Here is a 19,653-nt window from a genome sequence, read left to right on the forward strand (position 1 = left end):
TGCAAATGTACAATTATTTTTTTATGATAAACTTAATTAGATAAGAAAAATACAATAGCAGTTAATGATGTTAATTATTATGTAATCAGATAGATATTGTATTTATCTTGTAAAAAGAAAAAAGCCAGTTTTAGCTGGCTTTTAGTTTTATGCTCTAATAGGTTGATTTTGTATTAGGTCAATATATAAGTTAACCTGTTGTTTTAGGTCTTTTCTTTCATAAATTCCATCAAGGAAACCATGTTCTAATACAAATTCAGAACGCTGAAAACCTTCAGGTAATTCCTTACCTGTTGTGTCTTTTACAACACGTGGACCTGCAAAAGCAATTAATGCATTTGGTTCAGCAATATTAATATCACCAAGCATTGCAAAAGAAGCTGTTGTTCCTCCAGTTGTTGGATCCGTACATAATGAAATGTATGGAATTTTAGCATCTGCTAATTGCGCTAATTTAGCTGAAGTTTTTACTAATTGCATTAATGATAAAGATGCTTCCATCATACGTGCTCCTCCTGATTTAGAAACCATTAAGAAAGGCAATTCGTTTTTGATTGAATAATCAATAGCGCGTGCTATTTTTTCTCCAACAACACTTCCCATTGAGCCACCAATAAAAGCAAAATCCATTGAAGCAATAACAATGTCTTTCCCCATTGATTTCCCAACGGCAGTTCTAACAGCATCTTTTAATCCTGTTTTCTTTTGAGCAGCCTTTAAGCGATCTGGATATTTTTTAGTGTCTTCAAATTTTAAAGGGTCTTTCGCAGTTAATTTTGCATCTAACTCTTTAAATTCATTATTGTCAAAAAACAATTCAAAATATTCTTTACTACCTATTCTTACATGGTATCCATCTTCAGGACTTACATATAAGTTTTTCTTTAATTCTTCAGTATCAATAACCTTTCCACTTGGGGTTTTGTACCACAAGCCTTTAGGTGTGTCTTTTTTTTCTTCAGTTGGGGTCTGAATTCCTTTGTCTTTACGTTTAAACCAAGCCATAATATTCGTCTATAGTTATTTGTTTATGTGTATTTGGTTTTCTTTTTCTGTTGCTTATTTTCTTTTTTTGAAAAAGCTAAATTACTATAAAGTATTAACATTATTTAAATCTTCGAAAGCCTTTTTTAATCTTGCTTTAAATGTTTGCTCTCCTTCACGCAACCATTTACGAGGATCGTAGTATTTTTTATTAGGTACATCGCTACCTTCAGGGTTACCTATTTGTGCTTGTAAATATGCTGATTTCTCAGTGATGTAATCACGAATACCTTCTGTAAAAGCATATTGTAAATCAGTATCAATATTCATTTTAATTACACCGTATCCAATTGCTTCACGAATTTCTTCTATAGTAGATCCTGAACCTCCATGAAAAACGAAATCTATCGTATTATGAGGAACATTGTATTTTTTAGATATGTACTCTTGAGAGTTCTTTAAAATTTTTGGAGTTAATTTTACATTTCCAGGTTTATAAACACCATGAACATTTCCAAAAGCTGCAGCAATGGTAAATTGATCACTTACTTTTAGTAATTCTTCGTAAGCATAAGCTACTTCTTCTGGTTGTGTATATAGTTTAGAAACATCTACATCAGAATTATCAACACCATCTTCTTCACCACCAGTAATTCCTAATTCAATTTCTAAAGTCATACCCATTTTACTCATTCGAGCTAAGTATTTTTTACAAATCTCTATGTTTTCTTCAAGTGGTTCTTCACTTAAATCAATCATATGAGAACTATATAATGACTTACCTGTTTCTTTATAAAACTCTTCACTTGCGTCTAATAAACCATCAATCCAAGGTAATAGTTTTTTAGCAGCGTGGTCAGTATGTAAAATTACTGGTATACCATAAGCTTCAGCTAATAAATGTATATGTTTTGCTCCAGCTACAGCTCCAGCAATGGCAGATTTTTCGTTTTCATTAGATAAACCTTTTCCAGCATTGAATTGCGCACCTCCATTAGAAAATTGAATAATTACAGGTGAATTTAATTCTTTTGCAGTTTCTAAAACTGTATTAATTGTATTTGAACCTACAACATTAACTGCGGGTAAGGCAAAGTTTTTTTCTTTTGCTAATTTAAAAATCTCTTGAACTTCTTTACCTGTGGCAACTCCAGCTTTAATCATTTTTTAATTTTTAGTTTACAGTTGTTTTGAATGACAAATCTACACTTTTTTAGCTAAGTTCCGATGATTTTTTTATGATAACGTTTTCGTTAAAATGGGTAGTTAATACCTATGTTTAATACTGAACTAGAGAAATTAAAATTATTAAACCATTTATTTTCGGGTAAGTATGGTTCATGAATCTTAAACCCTAAATCTAATCGTGCTATTAAAAATTTGAAGTCATACCGTAAACCAAAACCACTAGCTACCGCTAAATCTTTTATTGATTTAAAGCCATTAAATTTTTCAGATTCATCAATAACATCAGAGTTATTAATGCTCCATATGTTACCAGCATCGGTAAATAAAGCTCCTTTAAGAGACCCTAGTATGTCAAATCGATATTCAAAACTTGTTAGAAATTTAAAACTACCAATGTTATATTCTAAACCAGGAGGTCTTGTCCCTGGTCCTAAATCATAGGTTCTCCATGCTCTAATATCATTTGATCCTCCAGCAAAATAACTACGTGAAAATGGAATATCTGAATTATTATACGTAAAAATAGCTCCTAAAAAAGTTCTATGCGCAAGAACAGAGTTATTACCTAGTTTCCAATATTTTTTATATTCTAAATCTGTTTTGAAATATTGAGCTACAGGGATTTTAAATACAGTAGATTGGTTGTTTTCATTTTTTTGTTTTGATAAAATTCCCATTACATTACCGGAGTTTGCTACCCGTATTTTAAAAAAAGAGAAACTTTGATCTTTAGCACTTTGTTGATTGTTGTAGGTGAAACTGTAAGCAATTTCGGGAATTAAAAAATCTGAAGTAACTATTTGGTATCTATTAATGATATTTAAAATTGTTCTTGCATCATCAGGATCGCTTATACTACTTGTTATATCTCCAACATATTGTCTTATTTGATTAAAGTTTCCAGAGATATTTAAAGGAATAGGTATAGAAGGGGCTGCTACTTTTCCAATTGCTACCAGCTTATTGTATTCTGACCTATAAATTGAAAAATAGTTTTCAACATTTAAGTTACGAATATATTGCGCGTTTATTAACTCTAATTGTATTGTTTTTTTTCGATTATACTTCCATTTATAATCAATTCCAAGAGATATATTTTGTTTATCTAATCCTATGTTTTTTTGGATATTTATCCCTGCAAAGAATTTTGTTTTAGGAAACATTCTTTTAGGAACAAATTTATGTAGCCCAAAAGGAGCCATGAACCTAGGAACTTCCAATGAAATATTACTTCCTAATTCCCAACCAGGACCATTATTAGAATTAAAGTAAGAACCAAGTGCGGATAATTTAAATATTTCAGCACCTTTAAATGTGTTTCTATTAACTAAAGAAAACTTTCCAGAAATATCAAAATTTCTAATATTAGACCGCGATAATTCAGTGTCAAATCCTAAAGTGTATTTTTCTTTTGGGGTTAAATAAATGTTTGCTTCTAATTCATGATCGTTTAATTCATTGAACCTAATAGAAGTCGATTTAAAATTTTTTAAACCTCTTAAGTGTGTTCTTGTTAAATTTCGGAGTGTATCACTATACACACTGTTTGGTTTTATAAATAATGATTGTGATAAATATTTAGGATTGTATTTTTGCTTTTCATGAGCTAGATAATTAACGCTTTTATATAATACTGAATCTTTATAGGGAGTATTCTTTTTACTGTAAGAATAATCAGTAACAACATTTATTCTTTTTATTTTTTGAATTTTATATGGTTTTGAAAAATAATTCCCATTTTCTTCAACTGTTCTATCTGAAATAACTAATTCAACGTTTGTTTTATAGCTTGCAGTATCAGATACATAAAAATCGATACTATTATTTTTATCAAAGTGAAAAATACCGTTATTTCTAAAAAGTTTTGTTAATCTATTAGCTTCATCAATAAAATTTTGATCATTATATTGTTGGTTTGATTTTAAGAAGCTTTTGTATTTGTTAATCTTATATATAGAGTCTAGAATTGGAGATTTAATTTCTCTAAAAATAGTATCTAAAAATAAAGCTTTTCCTTTCTTTATATGATACGATATAGCTCCCTTTTTATTAGATATAGTATCTTTTTTTGACGTTACTTTAGCTTTGAAATAACCATGGTTTTGCAAGTAAGTATTTAAATTTTCTATTGTCCTTTTGGTTTTTCTATCATTAATAATAATAGGAGCTTGTCCACTTTTTAGAAACCAATTATTAAAGCTGATAGCAGACTTCGCAACAGATATACTTTGTTTTTCTGAGAAGGTATTTTTAAAGAAAGAGTATGTTTTAGGGTGTTTTTTACCCCACTTACTAGGCGTTTTAGGGCCTTCAGGATTACCTATATTATAAAAATATAAAGATAAAGGTAGACCAAAAGTTTTAGCATTTGGGCGTTGTATTAAAAGTTCATTTAAACTTTCATCTGAAGTTTTTACACTATCAACAAATATGGTATTTCTTGCTAATAGCAACTCGTTTTTTTTTACATATTTTATTGTATTACAAGAATAGAATAATACCAATAATAAAAGGATGAAAGAAAGTTTTTTCATTAACTTTACGCCTCGAATTTAATTACCAAAAATACTGTTTTTTGGTGGTTTTATAATGTTAAAAATTATTTAATGAGTTTATCTAAAAATAATATAAAACTAATAACTAGTTTACAACAAAAAAAGTATAGACAAAAGCATAATTTATTTGTTGCTGAAGGAATAAAAGTAGTAAATGAATTATTAAAATCTAGTTTAGAAGTTTATCAGATATTTTGTGTAGATGAATCTTTGGAATTTGAAAAGAATATAGAAGTAATTTTAATTTCTGAAATTGAATTAAAAAAGGTGAGTTCATTAAAAAGTCCAAATAAAGTATTAGCATTATTTAAAATTCCTGAGGAAATATTGACTAGAAAAGATGATTTTATAGTAGCTCTTGATGGAATAAATGATCCTGGTAATTTAGGAACAATTATCCGTTTATGTGATTGGTTCGGTATAAAAGAACTTGTTTGTTCAGGCAATACAGTAGATTGTTATAATCAAAAAGTGGTGCAATCAACTATGGGGTCTTTAACTAGAGTTAATATTTATTATACTAAGCTATCAGATTATTTACAAACTACAGATTTACCTGTTTTTACTGCAGACATGGATGGTGAAAATGTATATAAAAAATATTCATTACCACAAAAAGCTATTCTAGTTATGGGGAATGAAGCGAATGGTATTTCGTCAGAAGTTGCTGCTATTGTTGAAAATAAATTAACTATACCTCGATTTGGAGAAACTCAGCAAACTGAAAGTTTAAATGTTGCTACAGCTACAGCAATTTTATTAAGTGAGTTTAAAAGAAGGCTAGTTTAGTTTTCTGTAAAGTTTAAAGAGAACTCAAGATTATTACTAACAACCCCTAACTGTTTAAGAGATACATATTCTTTTTCTTCTTTCCATTTACCAATATATGGATTGTAGTTACATTCTGTTGAATGGAACCACTCCTTTTCATTTCTTTGCTCTGGAACTCTATTGTCTACGCACATATATTTAAACTCACAATCTTTACAAACATCACAAATATCTTTATGAACGTTCCAAAGCTTTTGAAATTTATTACTGCTAATAACTCCATTGAGTTTTTGTATTAAATTTAAATCAGTCAGATTAGCAAATACATCTACAGATTCGGGTGTGTTTTTAATTTCTCCTTTATTTCCGATGTATATTTTTTTATTAAAATAATTATGGTGAAAATGAGATTCTACGAATAATTGGTAATTAAAATCTACAGAATCTCTATGTACAAAAGGTCTGTTATCTTTTTGAGTAATTAGTATTCTAAATCTATTTTTTTCTAGTAACATTTCTTTGTTGTTAGTTACAATAGTAACAGATTCAGGGAAAGATTTATCTTTTATTTTTTCTTCAATCTGATTAATAATATTATTGTTAAGATGGATAACTAAATTTGGGATACAAATTTTTTCGCAAATATCAATTACTTTGTCGATTCCTAAAGAAGTAGAGTAGTTGTAAATTAAAAACTCAATGTGATATTTTGATGCGTATTGCAACTTTTTTTCAGGAAAGTTATTTTTAATATTTTCAGGAATTTTATAAACCATTCTATTTTCTATCAAAAAATCAAATAAACCAGGCGTTACGTCTTCTTTTTTAAAAAAACGCTTTTTTATTAATCTATGAATTTCAACAGCTTGATTGTTTTCTATATGAAATAGTTCATTGTTTTTAAAATTACCTAAAATACTTTTTTTATAGCCTTTAGTTAAAGTTAAGTTACTTGAAATTACAAACATGTTTAAACTATTTTTTTTGTGGGTACTGTAAAAAAGTTCCAATTTGACCTACTGTTTTTTGAGTAAAAACTATTGGTCTCTTTTTTGATAAATCCTTTTTTAGAAAATGAACGGGTATTTAACATATCTAATGGAAATTTATGCTTCTTAATAAAATCTTTATATTCTTTAGTGTCCTTCATATTCAATTATTTCTTGTGCAATTACTTTATTTAAATCTATGCCACAAACAGCACCTAAATATCCAAATTGACCAATAGGATTTACTTCTAAAAAGCAATACTCATCATCTTCTGTATAAATAAAATCAAAAGAACCTGTATTTAATTTTAAAGACTTCATTAATTGGAAAATTTTTGTTTTGAGAGAATCAGGAATCGTATAGGGTTCGTCTAAGTATGGGTTTTCTGTATTGTACACACGACAATCAACAGCAGATTCTTCATTCATTTGAGAGAAAATAGCCATTGCGTAAATTTTTTTCAAGAAAACGAAGACTCTAATTTCAAATAGTTTTTTTATTTCTTTTTGAATAAGGGAAGTCATGAACTCTTCAGAAGAAGAAGTGTTTTCTATTCGTGCTGTGTAATTTAAAAACTTTTGAGTTTTTGTTTCCATTTCTAGCGGAATCGCAAGAGTTTTTGATATGTAATTTTCGTTTGAATTTAAATTATTGAAGTTTGTTTTTAAATAAGTATGAGGAATTTTAAAACCACATTTTTTAGACTCCTCTAAAACAATAAGCTTGTTAATAAGAGCTAAACCCCATAAGCCAATAATATTATATTTTTTTTGAAAAAAATATGCAAGAAATTCATCTAAATTCTGAATATAACTGTAAAAGTAATCTTTAACTGAGTTTTGTTTTAATAAAGTGTCTGGTATTTTATTGACATTGAATTTTAACTCACCATTTCTAATAAAAACAGTTTTCAACTTATTTAAGTTTATTATAGTTTCATCTTTTTTATCATCAATTAATAAAATCATCTCTTCAGTTTGCATGTTGTAATTATAAATACTAACAACATCGTTATGAGTATTAATGCAAAAAAAGTTAACTTTAAAATATGCTAACCAATCAGCAATAGATTTTAAATTCCTGTCATTTTCAGAAGATAGTATTAAAAATTCTGGGTGTTTTATTATTTTTTGATTCATGAATAATAATGAAAACCACCACTTTTAAGTGGTGGTAGGTGTTATTTAAAATCTGAATGTTTGTTTTTTAGCATACACATCAAGGTCATAATGACCATTAATATAACATCTAGCAGCTAAATCACCTTGAGTTTCACCATTTGGACCTACGCTTTGTGTTTGTTCCCAATTTGGAGCTCCCCCTTTTATTTTGTTTAATTCTGATTTTTCGTTTTCAAATTTTTTAAAACTTTCAAATTTTTTCATGATTAATAGATTTTGGTAAGGCCTACAAGTTTGTAAGTGTAGTCTTCTTGTTAATAAATACTTGCATAGTTTTTTAATCTGACAATTAAATAATCTATGACTTGGGTAAAGTGTGTCAGCACTTATTTGTTTATATAACCAAGTATAGAGTACTTATTTTTATTACCCTTATTAAATGATTAAAAATGAAAATTTTTAAAATAGTTGCTTACGTTTTATTTTAATTTATTGATATTGTGTTGTTTATGGAGTTATCTAATTCTATTCATATTTCTATTAATGTTTTTGTTTGTATTATTAATTTTATTAATTTTTCCAAAAGAGTATTTTAATGAAAAGGCTATTTCATTAGCATCTGTAAAAAAAACATTTTTGACATTTAACTTTTGTAAAGAATAAGTTTCTCTAAACTCCATAGTATTAAAAATATCATTGAAACTAACAGTGAAGTCTAATGAGTTAAATAGTTTCTTATGCAACGAAGCATTTAAAACAAAAATTGATTCTCTCGTAAATATTCCCTCTTTTCTGTTTGTTAGTCCCCAAAAGTCAAAAGCAAAAGAACTTGATTTGTTTATTTTAAATTGATGATTAGAGTAGTAGTAAAGGTAAGGTGAGAGTGAAGTATTTAATGCTCTAGTATCATTGATAGTATTTAAATGAAAGCTTATTGTATTTGATGATGACCAGAGCTTATATTTTTTAGGAATATTCACTTCTAAATTCACTCCTTTTTCATGTACTAGATTTGTAGGGTAAATAAGAGTTTTATTATTGTTTTCATCATAATGAAAACTATAAAATATAGGATTTTGTTTATGATAATAATTAAAATTAATAGAGTTTTTATTGAATTGATACCTTATGGAAACTTCATTTGTTATAGATGGGGTTAAATGTAAATTACCTCTAAACTCTAAAAAAGGATTAATAAAAGCTGAAGTAGAGGTGGTTGATGAATAATTTGGTCTAGTAATATTTTTACTGTAGTTAAGAGATATAGTTTTCTTCTTATTTATAGCATAAGCGATATTCAATTTTGGAAAAAAATCTGTACTATTTTTCTTAAAAATGATGTTTGAATTTTTTGAATATTTCCCATCAGTTTCGTTATTTTCAAATCGTAAGCCTAGAGAATATTTTAAGGTGCTTAAGTTATTTGAATACTGGATATACGCAGCTTTATTTTTTTCTGTGAAATAATAATTCTGTTTTATAGTATTAGTAAATGTGTTTATAGTAGAATTTGTAGAAGTATTAGTGTAGCTTGCACCTATTTCCAAAGTCTTTTTTTTCTTAAGTTTTTTCGTGTAGTTACTTTTTAGAGTATAGGTGTTTATGTTGAATTTTTGTAATCTATTTATAGTAGTTGTAATAGGTGTTACATTGAATTTATTAGTAATAGAATTGGTTATTCTTTGGTCATAAAAGGTATACTGGGCGCCGAAGAAAAACTCATTAGAATTATTTAGAGATTTTATATAATTTATATTTGAAGTAGAAAAATAACGATTACCATCATTAAAGCTTTTTGTATTTATAATATCACTATTAATGTTTGTTATTGTGTTTATAGTAAAAGGTTCCTTTTGTGTACGGAGATTAGAATTAACAGATAGATGATTGTTTTTATTAAACTGATATGAAAAACTACCTTGAATAATGGCTTGCTTTCTATTTGTTTTAGCTACTACTAAATAATCAGAAGAAATACCTTTATAAGGTATTTGATAATCTGCACTATTACTTTCCCATATTTTTAAATTATTAAAAGAAATGTTTAAGTTGAATCTTGCTTTTTGATGTTTAAAATTAGTAGAAGCATTAAGGTAATTATTAAAGTGTTTTTTAAAAGAAGTTGTTTCAGTTACTGATATTTTCATTCCGTCTTGAATTTCTTTTTTTAAAGTAATAAGTAACAAACTCCTGCCTTCTGCTTCATATTTTGAAGACGGATTATTAATGATTTCAATTTTTTCAATTTGTGAAACACTAAGGTTATTTAAATCATCAATAGAAATCCTTTGATGGCCAATATAAATAAGTGGATTTCCTTTGCCAATTACTTCTATAGATGATTTATTAGATGCTATTTGTATTCTAGGTAATTTAGATAATAAATCTAAAGTATTAGATTCTTTTGATAATCTTGTTTTTGCTACATTAATAATTATGTTGCCATTTTTATTTTCAATTACTTTTTTTGAAGCTGTAATTTCTACTTCAGATAAAATGTTGTTTTTTTCTATAAATTCAAGTTTTAAATGTTGATTACTTTCTAGTTTTATTTCTTTTGAAATTTCAAAATAGCCTAATGAATTTACTTTTAAAAAATAGTTTCCTTTTTTTACCTTTTCTAGATGAAATTTCCCATTATTAATAAAAGTGTATTTAATAATTTTATTATCAATTTTTGAAATTAATAAAACATCACCAATTGTTATAACTTCTTTATTCTGGGTTGAAACAATTCCTGAAATATTGAACTGTTCTTGGCTAAAGATTGAGTTAAGGGAAGTGAAAAAAATAAATACTATAATGAGGTGCTTCATGAATTAAAATTTTGAAGCAAAAAACAGTAATAAAAAAATAAAATAAGAAAGGAAAGAGGGTGATTTTGGTACTAGTACCGCTACTATTTTTTGAAATTAAGTATTAATTCTTTTCTGTTGGAAATATTTAATTTATGGTAAATGTTGGTTATGTGTGTTTTAACAGTGTTTAAACTAATATATAATTCGTTAGCAATTTCTTTATTGCTTTTACCTGAGATAATTAAATTTTTGATGATCTTTTCTTGTTTACTGAGTTCAGACTGAGTAATATTTTTTGTTTTTCTAATGATTTTTATGCCGAGAATAAGCAATAGTAGGGTAATACTTATTAAAAAATAATTTAATGATTTACTTTTTACGTAGGCATTTTGAACTTCATTAATTTTTATTTTTAAAAGCTCTTTTTCTAAAAAAGCATACTCTTCAGGTATAATATTGCTTCGTGTTAGTTCACTTAATAATGATTTGTAGTAATTGATGTTTAGTAAAACGTCTTTTTTTAAAAGTCCTTTATTATGAAGTTTTTTAAAACTTAAAACCTTTACTGCCAAAATTTGTAAAGAATCTTTTGAATATGAACGTATTTGATTTAAATACGTTTTTTGAGGTTTCTTATTTAAGTTTTTTTCAAAAAAAAGTAATTTTTTCCATTCGTCCTCAGCCTTTTTAAGGCTATAATGAGTACTATTATCTCTTGAGATATTATTAAGTGAATCTTTTAATAATTCTTGAGATTTATAATCAAAATTTAATTGAATTTTGTTTTGTGCATATAATTGAGAACAATAAAATGTAAGAACCAACACGTAGTATATTGGTTGATTAATTCTTATGTTCTTAAAATAACCCATTAATTTGAGCATCAATTTTATCAATGATTGTTCCTAAATCCTCTTGATTTTCAACAAAGTCTAAATTGTCAACATCTATAATAAGTAATTTTCCTTTGCTATATGTGCTAATCCATGCCTCATATCGCTCATTTAATCTACTTAAATAATCAATACTAATAGAGTTTTCATACTCTCTTCCTCTTTTATGAATCTGTCCAACTAGAGTAGAAATATCAGCACGTAAATAAATTAATAAATCTGGAGGAGTAACTAAATTTTCCATTAATTCAAATAAAGAACTATAATTACTATAGTCTCTATTAGTCATTAATCCCATTGCATGTAAGTTAGGGGCAAAAATATGAGCATCTTCATATATGGTTCTGTCTTGGATAATTTTTTTTCCAGATTTGCGCAATTCTAATACTTGGCGAAAGCGACTATTCAAGAAAAACACCTGTAAGTTAAAAGACCAACGCTCCATCTCAGCATAAAAATCATCTAAATACGGATTTTCATCTACAGATTCAAAGTGAGGCTCCCAATTGTAATGTTTTGCTAATAATTTAGTTAGGGTGGTTTTTCCCGCACCAATATTTCCGGCAATAGCTACATGCATAATTTGTGAATTTCTATGCGTAAAACTACATAAAAAATTAGAAATGAAAAGAGGTTTAACAAATCAATTTATAACCATAACCTCGAATGTTAACAATTTGTACATTATTATCTTTCTGAAGTTTTTTTCTAAGCTTAGAAATAAACACATCCATACTACGAGCATTAAAAAAATCATCATTACCCCATAGTTTCTTTAAAATAAAAGCTCTATCCAAAACTTCATTTTTCTTTTGTGATAGGTGAAAAAGCAGCTCGTTTTCTCTATGTGTCAATAACTCAGAATCAGTTTTAAAGGTTAAAACTTGTTTAGGATAGTTTAAAATGTAATTACCAATTGTGATTTTTTCTTGGTTAACTTTTAATAAGTTTCTATCAAGTAATGATTGAACTCTAACAATAAGTTCTTCCATTGAAAAAGGTTTTTTTAAATAATCGTTACCGCCGTGATTAAACCCATCAAGTACATCTTTAGTTTGTGATTTCGCTGTTAAAAAAATGATAGGAATTTGTTTGTTTTCCAATCTTATTTCTTTTGCTAATGTAAAACCATCTTTTTTAGGCATCATTACGTCTAAAACTAATACATCAGGATTTATTTCATTATAAAACCTTAAAGCTTCTTCACCATCATGTGCATGATGAACTTCAAAATTCCTCGTTTCTAGACTTTCTTGAATAATTTGACCTAAACTAGGTTCATCTTCAGCTAAAAGAAGTTTTATTTTTTTATCCATTTGGTAAGTTAATTTTAAAGATAGTGTGTTTAGAGTTTGATATTAGAAAAATAGACCCCTCATGTTTTTCAATGATTTTTTTAGTATAATATAATCCAATACCAAATCCTTTTACGTCATGAGTATTTCCTTTAGGAACTCTATAGAATTTATCAAAAATTCGTTCTTGTTGGTTTTTTTCTATTCCTTTTCCATTATCTGCTACTGATATTTCAAGGGTATTTAAAACTTTGTTAACGTTTATTTCAATAATATCACCTCCATATTTTACAGCATTATCAATTAGGTTTGAAACAGCATTTTCAAAATGGAACGTATCAACCTCTGTGTAGTGATTTTCAATACTAGAAGAGAAAGTAATCGTTTTAGAATTGTTAATTAATTGATGCTTTTTTGATGTTTTTTCTATTAAATCAATGATGTTTACTTCTTCTTTTTTTAAGAGTAACTTCTCACTATCTAAAGTAGCAGTTTCTAATAATTTTTCAACCATTTGGTGCAGTTTTTTTAGCTGAATAGAAGAAATAGAAAGGTACTTTTTAGTTTTTTCTTTGTCATCAATCATGTTGAAATTATCAATAGCCTCGATAGCTGCGGATACAGTTGTAATAGGTGTTTTAAATTCGTGTGTTATATTACTAATAAGATCATTTTTTATTTCGGCAAGTTCCTTTTGTTTGTTAATAATTCGAAGTAAATAAAATAAACTACTAATAACAGCTAATGATAAAATAAATGAGAGTAAAATACCAGTAGAACTTCTTTTTAAAGCTTCAATAGTTGGGTTACCATAATGCAAAGCAATTTCTTCATCCAGTTTTAAAAAAGTAGATTTAGCTTCACTAACTAAAGGAAACGTTTCATAGGGTGCCATTTTATTACTAAATATGATAGAATCCTTTTTTTTATGTTGAAAATAATAAGAAGTTAAAATCCCTTTATTTTGCAAGTCTTTACGTAATATTGAATCTATTTTTGTATGGTTTATTGTATCATTTTTAATTGAAATAAACATAGTTTGTAAACCTTTAATAAGTTTTAAACTATCCGTAGCTCGCTTACCAGTGAAAACTTTAACCTTGCTAATTTTGTTGTTAGAATTTATATGAATTCCAGTTTTTTTATCTTTTGAAAACTGTGTAAGTCCAACAATTGGAGTTGGTTTCTTTTTTGATTTATTTATATCCGAGTTTATATCACACATTATGGAATCTATAAAAATAGAATCCATTGCTTCAAATTCCTTAGAACTATCAGTAGTAAATTCTAATGATGATATTTTAAAAGAAACCGAGTCCTTTACTTTTGTTTTCTTTAGAGGAGAGAAAATATCATTTAAAATATTTTGTTTAGCTAAACTATCTTGTTTAGTAGGTTTTTTAGGTTGTATAATAGCAAAAAAGTTTTCTTTACTAAGTTTAAGAAAGTATTCTTCAATAGAACTGTCTAGACTTTCTTGTATCTCATTTATAACATATTGTTTGTTTTGCTCATAGTTTTTATAATTCCAATAAAACTGAACAGCAATAGTTGCTAAAATTGTAGCAGAGATTAAATAAAAAATCCAACGATGCTTTTTTTCATTCATATTTCAAAGGTAAGAAGTTAAAGTAGATAAAAATTAACGGTTAACACTCGTTAACACTTGTTAACTAAGAGGTAATTAATTGATTTACATATTTGTGGTGTCAAAATAATTATAAAATGAAAAGAATACTAGTTTTTACCGCATTATTAACGGTTTCATCTTTATTAAAAGCACAAACTGTAGTTTATACATCTAATGGAAATGAAATGATGAGTGAATTAAGTTTTAAAAAAGAAAGAGATATTATCAAGAAAAAATTTAGTAAAATTTTTAATAAAGAAATGTTTGTTGGAACAAAAATTAAAAAAACAGAAAGAAGAAATGATTCAATAATTCATTTTATATCATTTGATGTAAAGGATAAGAAATCAAAGAAGTCAAAAATGGAGAGCTTATTGGGAAAGGAATTTTCAAACTTTAAATTTAAAGATATTACAGGGAAAGAAATTTCATTAGAGTCATTAAAAGGAAAACCTACTCTTATAAATTTTTGGTTTACCAAATGCCCACCTTGTATTGATGAAATGCCACATTTAAATAAGCTTAAAAAGAAATATAATAATTCAATGAATTTTATTTCTATGACTTATGAAAATAAAGATGCAGTAAATAAATTTTTATCTAAAAAGGAATTCAATTTTAAACATATTGTTGATGTAAAAGAATTTACAGATAAATTAGAAATAGAGTCATTTCCTTTAAATGTTTTTTTAGATGAAAATTTAAAAATAAAAGTGCTAGAATCAGGATTGCCATATCAAAGAGTAAATGGGAAAATGGTTATAAAGAGTGCAGATAGTTTTGAAGATATAATAAAAACCTTAAATATAAAATAATGAAAAAAATAATTTTAATAGGATTAATATTAAGTGGAGTATTAATGAATGCTCAAAGCTTTCAAGGAAAGGCAACCTATAAAACACATCGAAAATTTGATTTAAATTTAGATAAAGGAAAGGGGAAGGCTAAAGCTAAAGGAATGATAGACGATGCATTGCAAAAGCAATTGAAGGCTCAATTAATGAAGCAGTTTCAAAAAACATATACCTTAAATTTTAATAAATCAGAATCTACGTATAAGCAAAACGAAGAATTATCATCACCAGGTGGTCAAATGAATGGAGTTCGAGTTCAAATTATGGGTAATGGCGGTGGATCTGATATTTTGTATAAGAATATCAATGAAAAAAGATTTTCTAACAAAACAGAAATTAGTGGCAAGCGCTTTTTAATTAAAGACAAACTAACAGATTACGGATGGGAAATGAGTGGTGAAACAAAAAATATTGGAAACTATACATGTTATAAAGCTACTAGAAAAAGAGAAGAGCCTAGAACTTCTTTTTCAATGACTGATGGAGAAAGGGAAGAGAAAAAAGAAACAGTGACAATAGAAACCATTGCTTGGTATACTCCTCAAATACCAGTTAGTAATGGCCCAGGAAGGTTTTGGGGATTACCAGGTTTAATTTTAGAAATTCAAGATGGAAAGCAGACTATTGTTTGTACAGAAATAGTATTAAACCCATCAGAGAAAATGGCTATTAAAGAACCTAAAAAAGGAAAAAAAGTAACTCAAGAAAAGTTTGATAAAATAATGGATGAACATTCTAAAGATATGATGGAGCGTTTTAAAAATAAACGTAAAAGTAAAGACGGAAATTCTTACAGTATTGAAATTCAAGGATAGCAAATTAAACCTTTGGTGTTGTTTGTAGTCTAATTCTTAAATATTAAGAATTATTCAAAAATAACACCAGAGATATGAGAAAAATCACTACTTATTTATTTCTTTTATGTACCATTTCGTTATGGTCGCAAAAACAGTTTCAAGGTAAAGCGGTGTATCAATCTAAAACAACTGTTGATATGAGTTCTTGGGGAGCAGAAATGTCTGAAGAACGAAAGAAACAAATAAAGGCGCGTATGAAAAACTTTTTAGAAAAATCATACACTTTAAACTTTACGACCAAAGAATCTGTATATAAAGAAGAAGCAAAATTGCAAGCTCCCGGAACTAGAGGATTTCGTTTTGGCGGTTTTACAGGGGGAGGGATTAAATATAAAAACCTTCAGGCAAATAAAGCTCTAGAGTCTGTTGAGTTTTTTGGTAAAAAATTTTTAATAACTGATAATACTGAAAAACCAAAATGGGAGCTTGGTAGTGATACAAAACAAATAGGGAAGTATACCTGTTTTAAAGCTACACTAGTAAAAAAAGTTGATGCTTTTGATTGGAGAAATATGAGAAGGAGAGGAAGAGGTAGAGGAAAAGGAAAGAAACCTTCTGATAAATCAAAAACTACTAAAGTTACAGAAGAAATTGAAATTCCAAAAGAAATTACTGTAACTGCTTGGTATACTCCACAAATACCAGTAAGTAATGGACCTGGACAATACTGGGGGTTACCAGGGTTAATCCTTGAAATAAATGAGGGGAGAACTACCATTCTATGCTCTGAGGTAATAATGAATGTAAAAGATAAAGAAACAAAAATTGAAGCTCCAACAAAAGGTGATGAAGTGACGAGAGAGGAATATAATAAGATTGTGAAGAAAAAAATGGAAGAAATGAGAGAAATGTTTCAAAGAAGAAGAGGAGGAGGAAGAGGAAGAGGTCGTTTTTAAATAAATAACAATAACTTAGTAATTAACAAAATGAAAAAAATACTACTAGTGGTCATTTTAATGACTGCATGGGGTACTTATGCCCAAGTAACAATGAAAGGAGTTGTGAAAGATAGCATTGGAAACCCTCTAGAAATGGCTAATGTAATAGCTATAAACAAACAAACAAAAAAGTTAGACTCCTATGGTTTTACTGATAGTAAAGGGAATTATAAATTAAATTTAAAAAAGAATTCTAATTATAGTATAAAGGTTAGTTATATAGGTAAGAAAACAGTTGAAGTTTCTGTGAATTCAAAGGACTCAGATATTGAAAAAAGTATTAGCATGTTAACAGATGATACTCTTGATGAGGTTAATATAACTTATAAAATGCCTGTAACAGTTAAGGGAGATACTATAGTATATGATGCTGACAGTTTTAAAAGTGGTACAGAAAAAAAATTAGGAGATGTTCTTAAAAAACTACCAGGTATTGAGGTAAATGATGATGGAGAAATTGAAGTAGAGGGTAAGACTGTTAAGAAGGTAATGGTAGAGGGGAAAGATTTTTTTGATGGAGATAGTAAATTAGCTACAAAAAATATCCCAGCCGATGCTATTGATAAGGTTCAGGTATTGAAAAATCATAGTGAAGTTGGTCAGTTAAGTAGTGTCACTGATAATGAAGATAATGTTGTTATTAATTTAAAATTAAAAGAAGGAAAAAAGAATTTTTGGTTTGGAGAAGTTACAGCTGGTATAGGAATGGGAATAAGTAAAGAACGTTATATAGCACATCCTAAGCTGTTTTATTATAACCCTAAGTATAGTGTAAATATAATTACAGATGTAAATAATATAGGGGAAGTACCGTTTACAATGAGAGATTATTTTAAATTTACTGGTGGATTTAGAAGTTTAGGGGGTAGTAGTAATGGAACAAATTTCAATGTTGGGTCTAATGATATATCATTCTTAACACTCCAAAATAATAGAGCTAAAGAGATAGAAACTAAGTTTGGAGCGGTCAATTTTAGTTATTCACCTAAAAAAACATGGGATTTAAGTGGTTTTGCAATTTATTCGGGAAATAAAACTGATATTGAGCAAATGACAAGTAGAACGTATTCAAATGCGACTATTGATAAAAATAATATACCACCTGCAGCTGGTAAAATAATTGATACTGAAACTACTCAAGATCAAACAGCTCAAGTAAGTGATTTAGGTTTGTTTAAATTAAGCTCTAGTTATAAACCAAATTCAGCAAATCAATTTGACTATGATATTTTTGCAAAGGTTTCTGGACAAGAGCAAAAACAGTCTACAATTTCAAATAGAACATTCTTAAATGCAAATAACGAAATTGTTCCGATTAATCAAGTTTCTACTCAAAATCCATTTTCTCTAAATCAAAATCTAAATTATTATTATACGTTAAATGATAAAAATATTTTTGCTTTTGAAGCCCAGCATTTATGGCAAGATGAAGATCCTTTTTATAATGCTAAACTTGAACAATTGTCATTTGCTAATCTAATAGGATTAAACTTAACAGCTAATCCATTTGACGTGATGCAAGAGAAAAGAATTAAAACAAACAAGTTTGATGCGAAATTAGACTATTACTATGTTTTAAATTCAAAAAGTAATATAAATGTAACTTTTGGAAGTACATTAAGTAATCAAAAGTTTAACTCTACTATTTTTGAAATTTTAAATGGAAATAGAACTTCGGTAAATAAAACAGAGTCTATAAATGATGTAGATTTTACATTTAATGATTTATATCTTGGTTTACATTATAAATTTATTACTGGTATTTTTACCTTCAACCAAGGATTTACATTACATAATTATACTTCAAAAAACACGCAGTTAGGATCAGTAGTTGATAATAATTTTACAAAACTTCTTCCAGACGCTTCAATAAAAGTGAATTTAAAGAAATCAGAAACTTTACGTTTACGTTATAGTATGCAAACTAGTTTTACAGATGTAAATCAACTAGCTCAAGGATATGTTTTCAATAATTACAATAGTTTGTATTCTGGTAATAGGGAATTAGAGAATTCATTATCACATAATGTAAACTTGAGTTATTTTAGTTTTAATATGTTTAATTATACTAATATTTTCGGATCTATTAATTATAGTAAAAGAATCGATGCTATTAAATCAAATACTCAGTTTTTAGGAGTTAATCAGGTTAGAACTTCTATAAATTCATTGTTTCCAGATGAAACAATTTCAGGAAGGTTAAATTTTCAAAAGAGTTACAGAAAGTTTAAAATCACATTAGGAGGAAATGTTTCTTATGCTAAATCAAATAGTTTAATAACGAATAGATTTAATAATGAGACTACAAACAGGCTATCTAAAACATTTACACAAAGTTATACAACTAAGTTTAGTACAAATTTTAGATCTGCTCCAAACTTTGATGTTGGGTATAATGTTGCAATCAATAATTCTAATATAGGTGGTGTAAAAAATACATTTACAACACATAGTCCGTATATGAATTTAGATGTGTTTTTTCTAAAAGAGTTTGGATTTACTTCTAAATATACCTACAATCAGGTTGTTAGAGATGGAGAAACAATTGATAAGTATGGGTTTTTAAGAGCTGATTTAACGTATCAAAAGAAGGATAGTCAATGGGAATATAAAATTGGAGTTACTAACCTTTTAAATTCAAGAAGTTTAAATCAGAACAGTAGTAATGATATTTTTATAAGTAATAGTACATATATAATTCAACCTAGAATAGCGGTACTTAGTATTAAGTACAATTTATAGATAGATTATTTGAATAAAGAAAGGCGAGCATATTATG

At 27.4% G+C, this 19,653-nt stretch carries 16 protein-coding genes; 5 read left to right on the plus strand and 11 right to left on the minus strand.

Annotated elements, in window-relative coordinates; all coding sequences use genetic code 11:
- Positions 1–147: 147 nt before the first annotated feature.
- From accD to tamL, 3 genes are all read right to left on the minus strand, one after another.
- Positions 148–1,005, minus strand: a complete 858-nt coding sequence (accD, locus tag ACKTTQ_RS16685) for an acetyl-CoA carboxylase, carboxyltransferase subunit beta (RefSeq protein WP_408049851.1) — start codon at positions 1,003–1,005, stop codon at positions 148–150.
- Positions 1,006–1,089: 84 nt separating this feature from the next.
- Entirely contained in the window at positions 1,090–2,148 is a 1,059-nt protein-coding gene (gene fbaA / locus ACKTTQ_RS16690; RefSeq protein WP_093870264.1) for a class II fructose-bisphosphate aldolase, read from the minus strand.
- 89 nt (positions 2,149–2,237) lie between these two features.
- Entirely contained in the window at positions 2,238–4,706 is a 2,469-nt protein-coding gene (gene tamL, locus ACKTTQ_RS16695) for a translocation and assembly module lipoprotein TamL (RefSeq protein ID WP_408049852.1), read from the minus strand.
- Between the two features lie 72 nt (positions 4,707–4,778).
- Between tamL and ACKTTQ_RS16700 the strand changes: the two genes are divergently transcribed.
- Complete coding sequence (locus tag ACKTTQ_RS16700) at positions 4,779–5,516, plus strand: TrmH family RNA methyltransferase (protein WP_408049853.1); 738 nt, start codon at positions 4,779–4,781, stop codon at positions 5,514–5,516.
- Here ACKTTQ_RS16700 and ACKTTQ_RS16705 read toward each other — a convergent pair.
- The 8 genes from ACKTTQ_RS16705 to ACKTTQ_RS16740 all read right to left on the minus strand — a co-directional run bounded on the left by ACKTTQ_RS16705 (position 5,513) and on the right by ACKTTQ_RS16740 (position 14,204).
- Positions 5,513–6,466, minus strand: coding sequence for a hypothetical protein (locus tag ACKTTQ_RS16705; RefSeq protein WP_093870267.1), 954 nt, complete (start codon positions 6,464–6,466; stop codon positions 5,513–5,515). The genes ACKTTQ_RS16700 and ACKTTQ_RS16705 overlap by 4 nt on opposite strands.
- 168 nt (positions 6,467–6,634) lie before the next feature.
- On the minus strand, positions 6,635–7,627 hold the full coding sequence (locus ACKTTQ_RS16710) for an ATP-grasp domain-containing protein (RefSeq protein WP_408049854.1): 993 nt from the start codon (positions 7,625–7,627) through the stop codon (positions 6,635–6,637).
- Between the two features lie 45 nt (positions 7,628–7,672).
- A complete protein-coding gene (locus ACKTTQ_RS16715; RefSeq protein ID WP_093870270.1) occupies positions 7,673–7,873 on the minus strand; it encodes a hypothetical protein in 201 nt (66 codons plus the stop codon).
- A 251-nt stretch (positions 7,874–8,124) separates the two neighbouring features.
- Positions 8,125–10,425: a TonB-dependent receptor domain-containing protein gene (locus ACKTTQ_RS16720; RefSeq protein WP_408049855.1), complete on the minus strand. Its 2,301-nt coding sequence runs from the start codon at positions 10,423–10,425 to the stop codon at positions 8,125–8,127.
- Between the two features lie 83 nt (positions 10,426–10,508).
- Positions 10,509–11,279, minus strand: coding sequence for a response regulator transcription factor (locus ACKTTQ_RS16725; protein ID WP_408049856.1), 771 nt, complete (start codon positions 11,277–11,279; stop codon positions 10,509–10,511).
- Positions 11,266–11,880: a deoxynucleoside kinase gene (locus ACKTTQ_RS16730; RefSeq protein WP_113786897.1), complete on the minus strand. Its 615-nt coding sequence runs from the start codon at positions 11,878–11,880 to the stop codon at positions 11,266–11,268. Before ACKTTQ_RS16730 ends, ACKTTQ_RS16725 begins: the two co-directional genes overlap by 14 nt.
- Positions 11,881–11,935: 55 nt before the next feature.
- The gene (locus ACKTTQ_RS16735) at positions 11,936–12,616 is read right to left on the minus strand and encodes a response regulator transcription factor (RefSeq protein WP_093870274.1); all 681 of its coding nucleotides are present in this window, start codon (positions 12,614–12,616) and stop codon (positions 11,936–11,938) included.
- Positions 12,609–14,204 carry a sensor histidine kinase gene (locus ACKTTQ_RS16740; protein WP_299136601.1) on the minus strand — a complete coding sequence of 532 codons (1,596 nt, stop codon included), beginning with the start codon at positions 14,202–14,204 and terminating at the stop codon, positions 12,609–12,611. Before ACKTTQ_RS16740 ends, ACKTTQ_RS16735 begins: the two co-directional genes overlap by 8 nt.
- 116 nt (positions 14,205–14,320) lie before the next feature.
- On the opposite strand from ACKTTQ_RS16740, the gene ACKTTQ_RS16745 reads away from it, so the two are divergent.
- From ACKTTQ_RS16745 to ACKTTQ_RS16760, 4 genes are all read left to right on the plus strand, one after another.
- A complete protein-coding gene (locus ACKTTQ_RS16745) occupies positions 14,321–15,040 on the plus strand; it encodes a TlpA family protein disulfide reductase (protein WP_408049857.1) in 720 nt (239 codons plus the stop codon).
- On the plus strand, positions 15,040–15,894 hold the full coding sequence (locus tag ACKTTQ_RS16750) for a GLPGLI family protein (protein ID WP_408049858.1): 855 nt from the start codon (positions 15,040–15,042) through the stop codon (positions 15,892–15,894). The genes ACKTTQ_RS16745 and ACKTTQ_RS16750 overlap by 1 nt, the downstream gene beginning before the upstream one ends.
- A gap of 74 nt (positions 15,895–15,968) precedes the next feature.
- Entirely contained in the window at positions 15,969–16,832 is an 864-nt protein-coding gene (locus tag ACKTTQ_RS16755) for a GLPGLI family protein (RefSeq protein ID WP_299136599.1), read from the plus strand.
- Between the two features lie 30 nt (positions 16,833–16,862).
- Positions 16,863–19,616 carry a carboxypeptidase-like regulatory domain-containing protein gene (locus ACKTTQ_RS16760; protein WP_408049859.1) on the plus strand — a complete coding sequence of 918 codons (2,754 nt, stop codon included), beginning with the start codon at positions 16,863–16,865 and terminating at the stop codon, positions 19,614–19,616.
- The last annotated feature ends 37 nt before the right edge of the window (positions 19,617–19,653 follow it).

Origin of the sequence: Tenacibaculum halocynthiae (assembly GCF_964512825.1) — a bacterium.
Classification (GTDB): Bacteria; Bacteroidota; Bacteroidia; order Flavobacteriales; family Flavobacteriaceae; genus Polaribacter; species Polaribacter halocynthiae.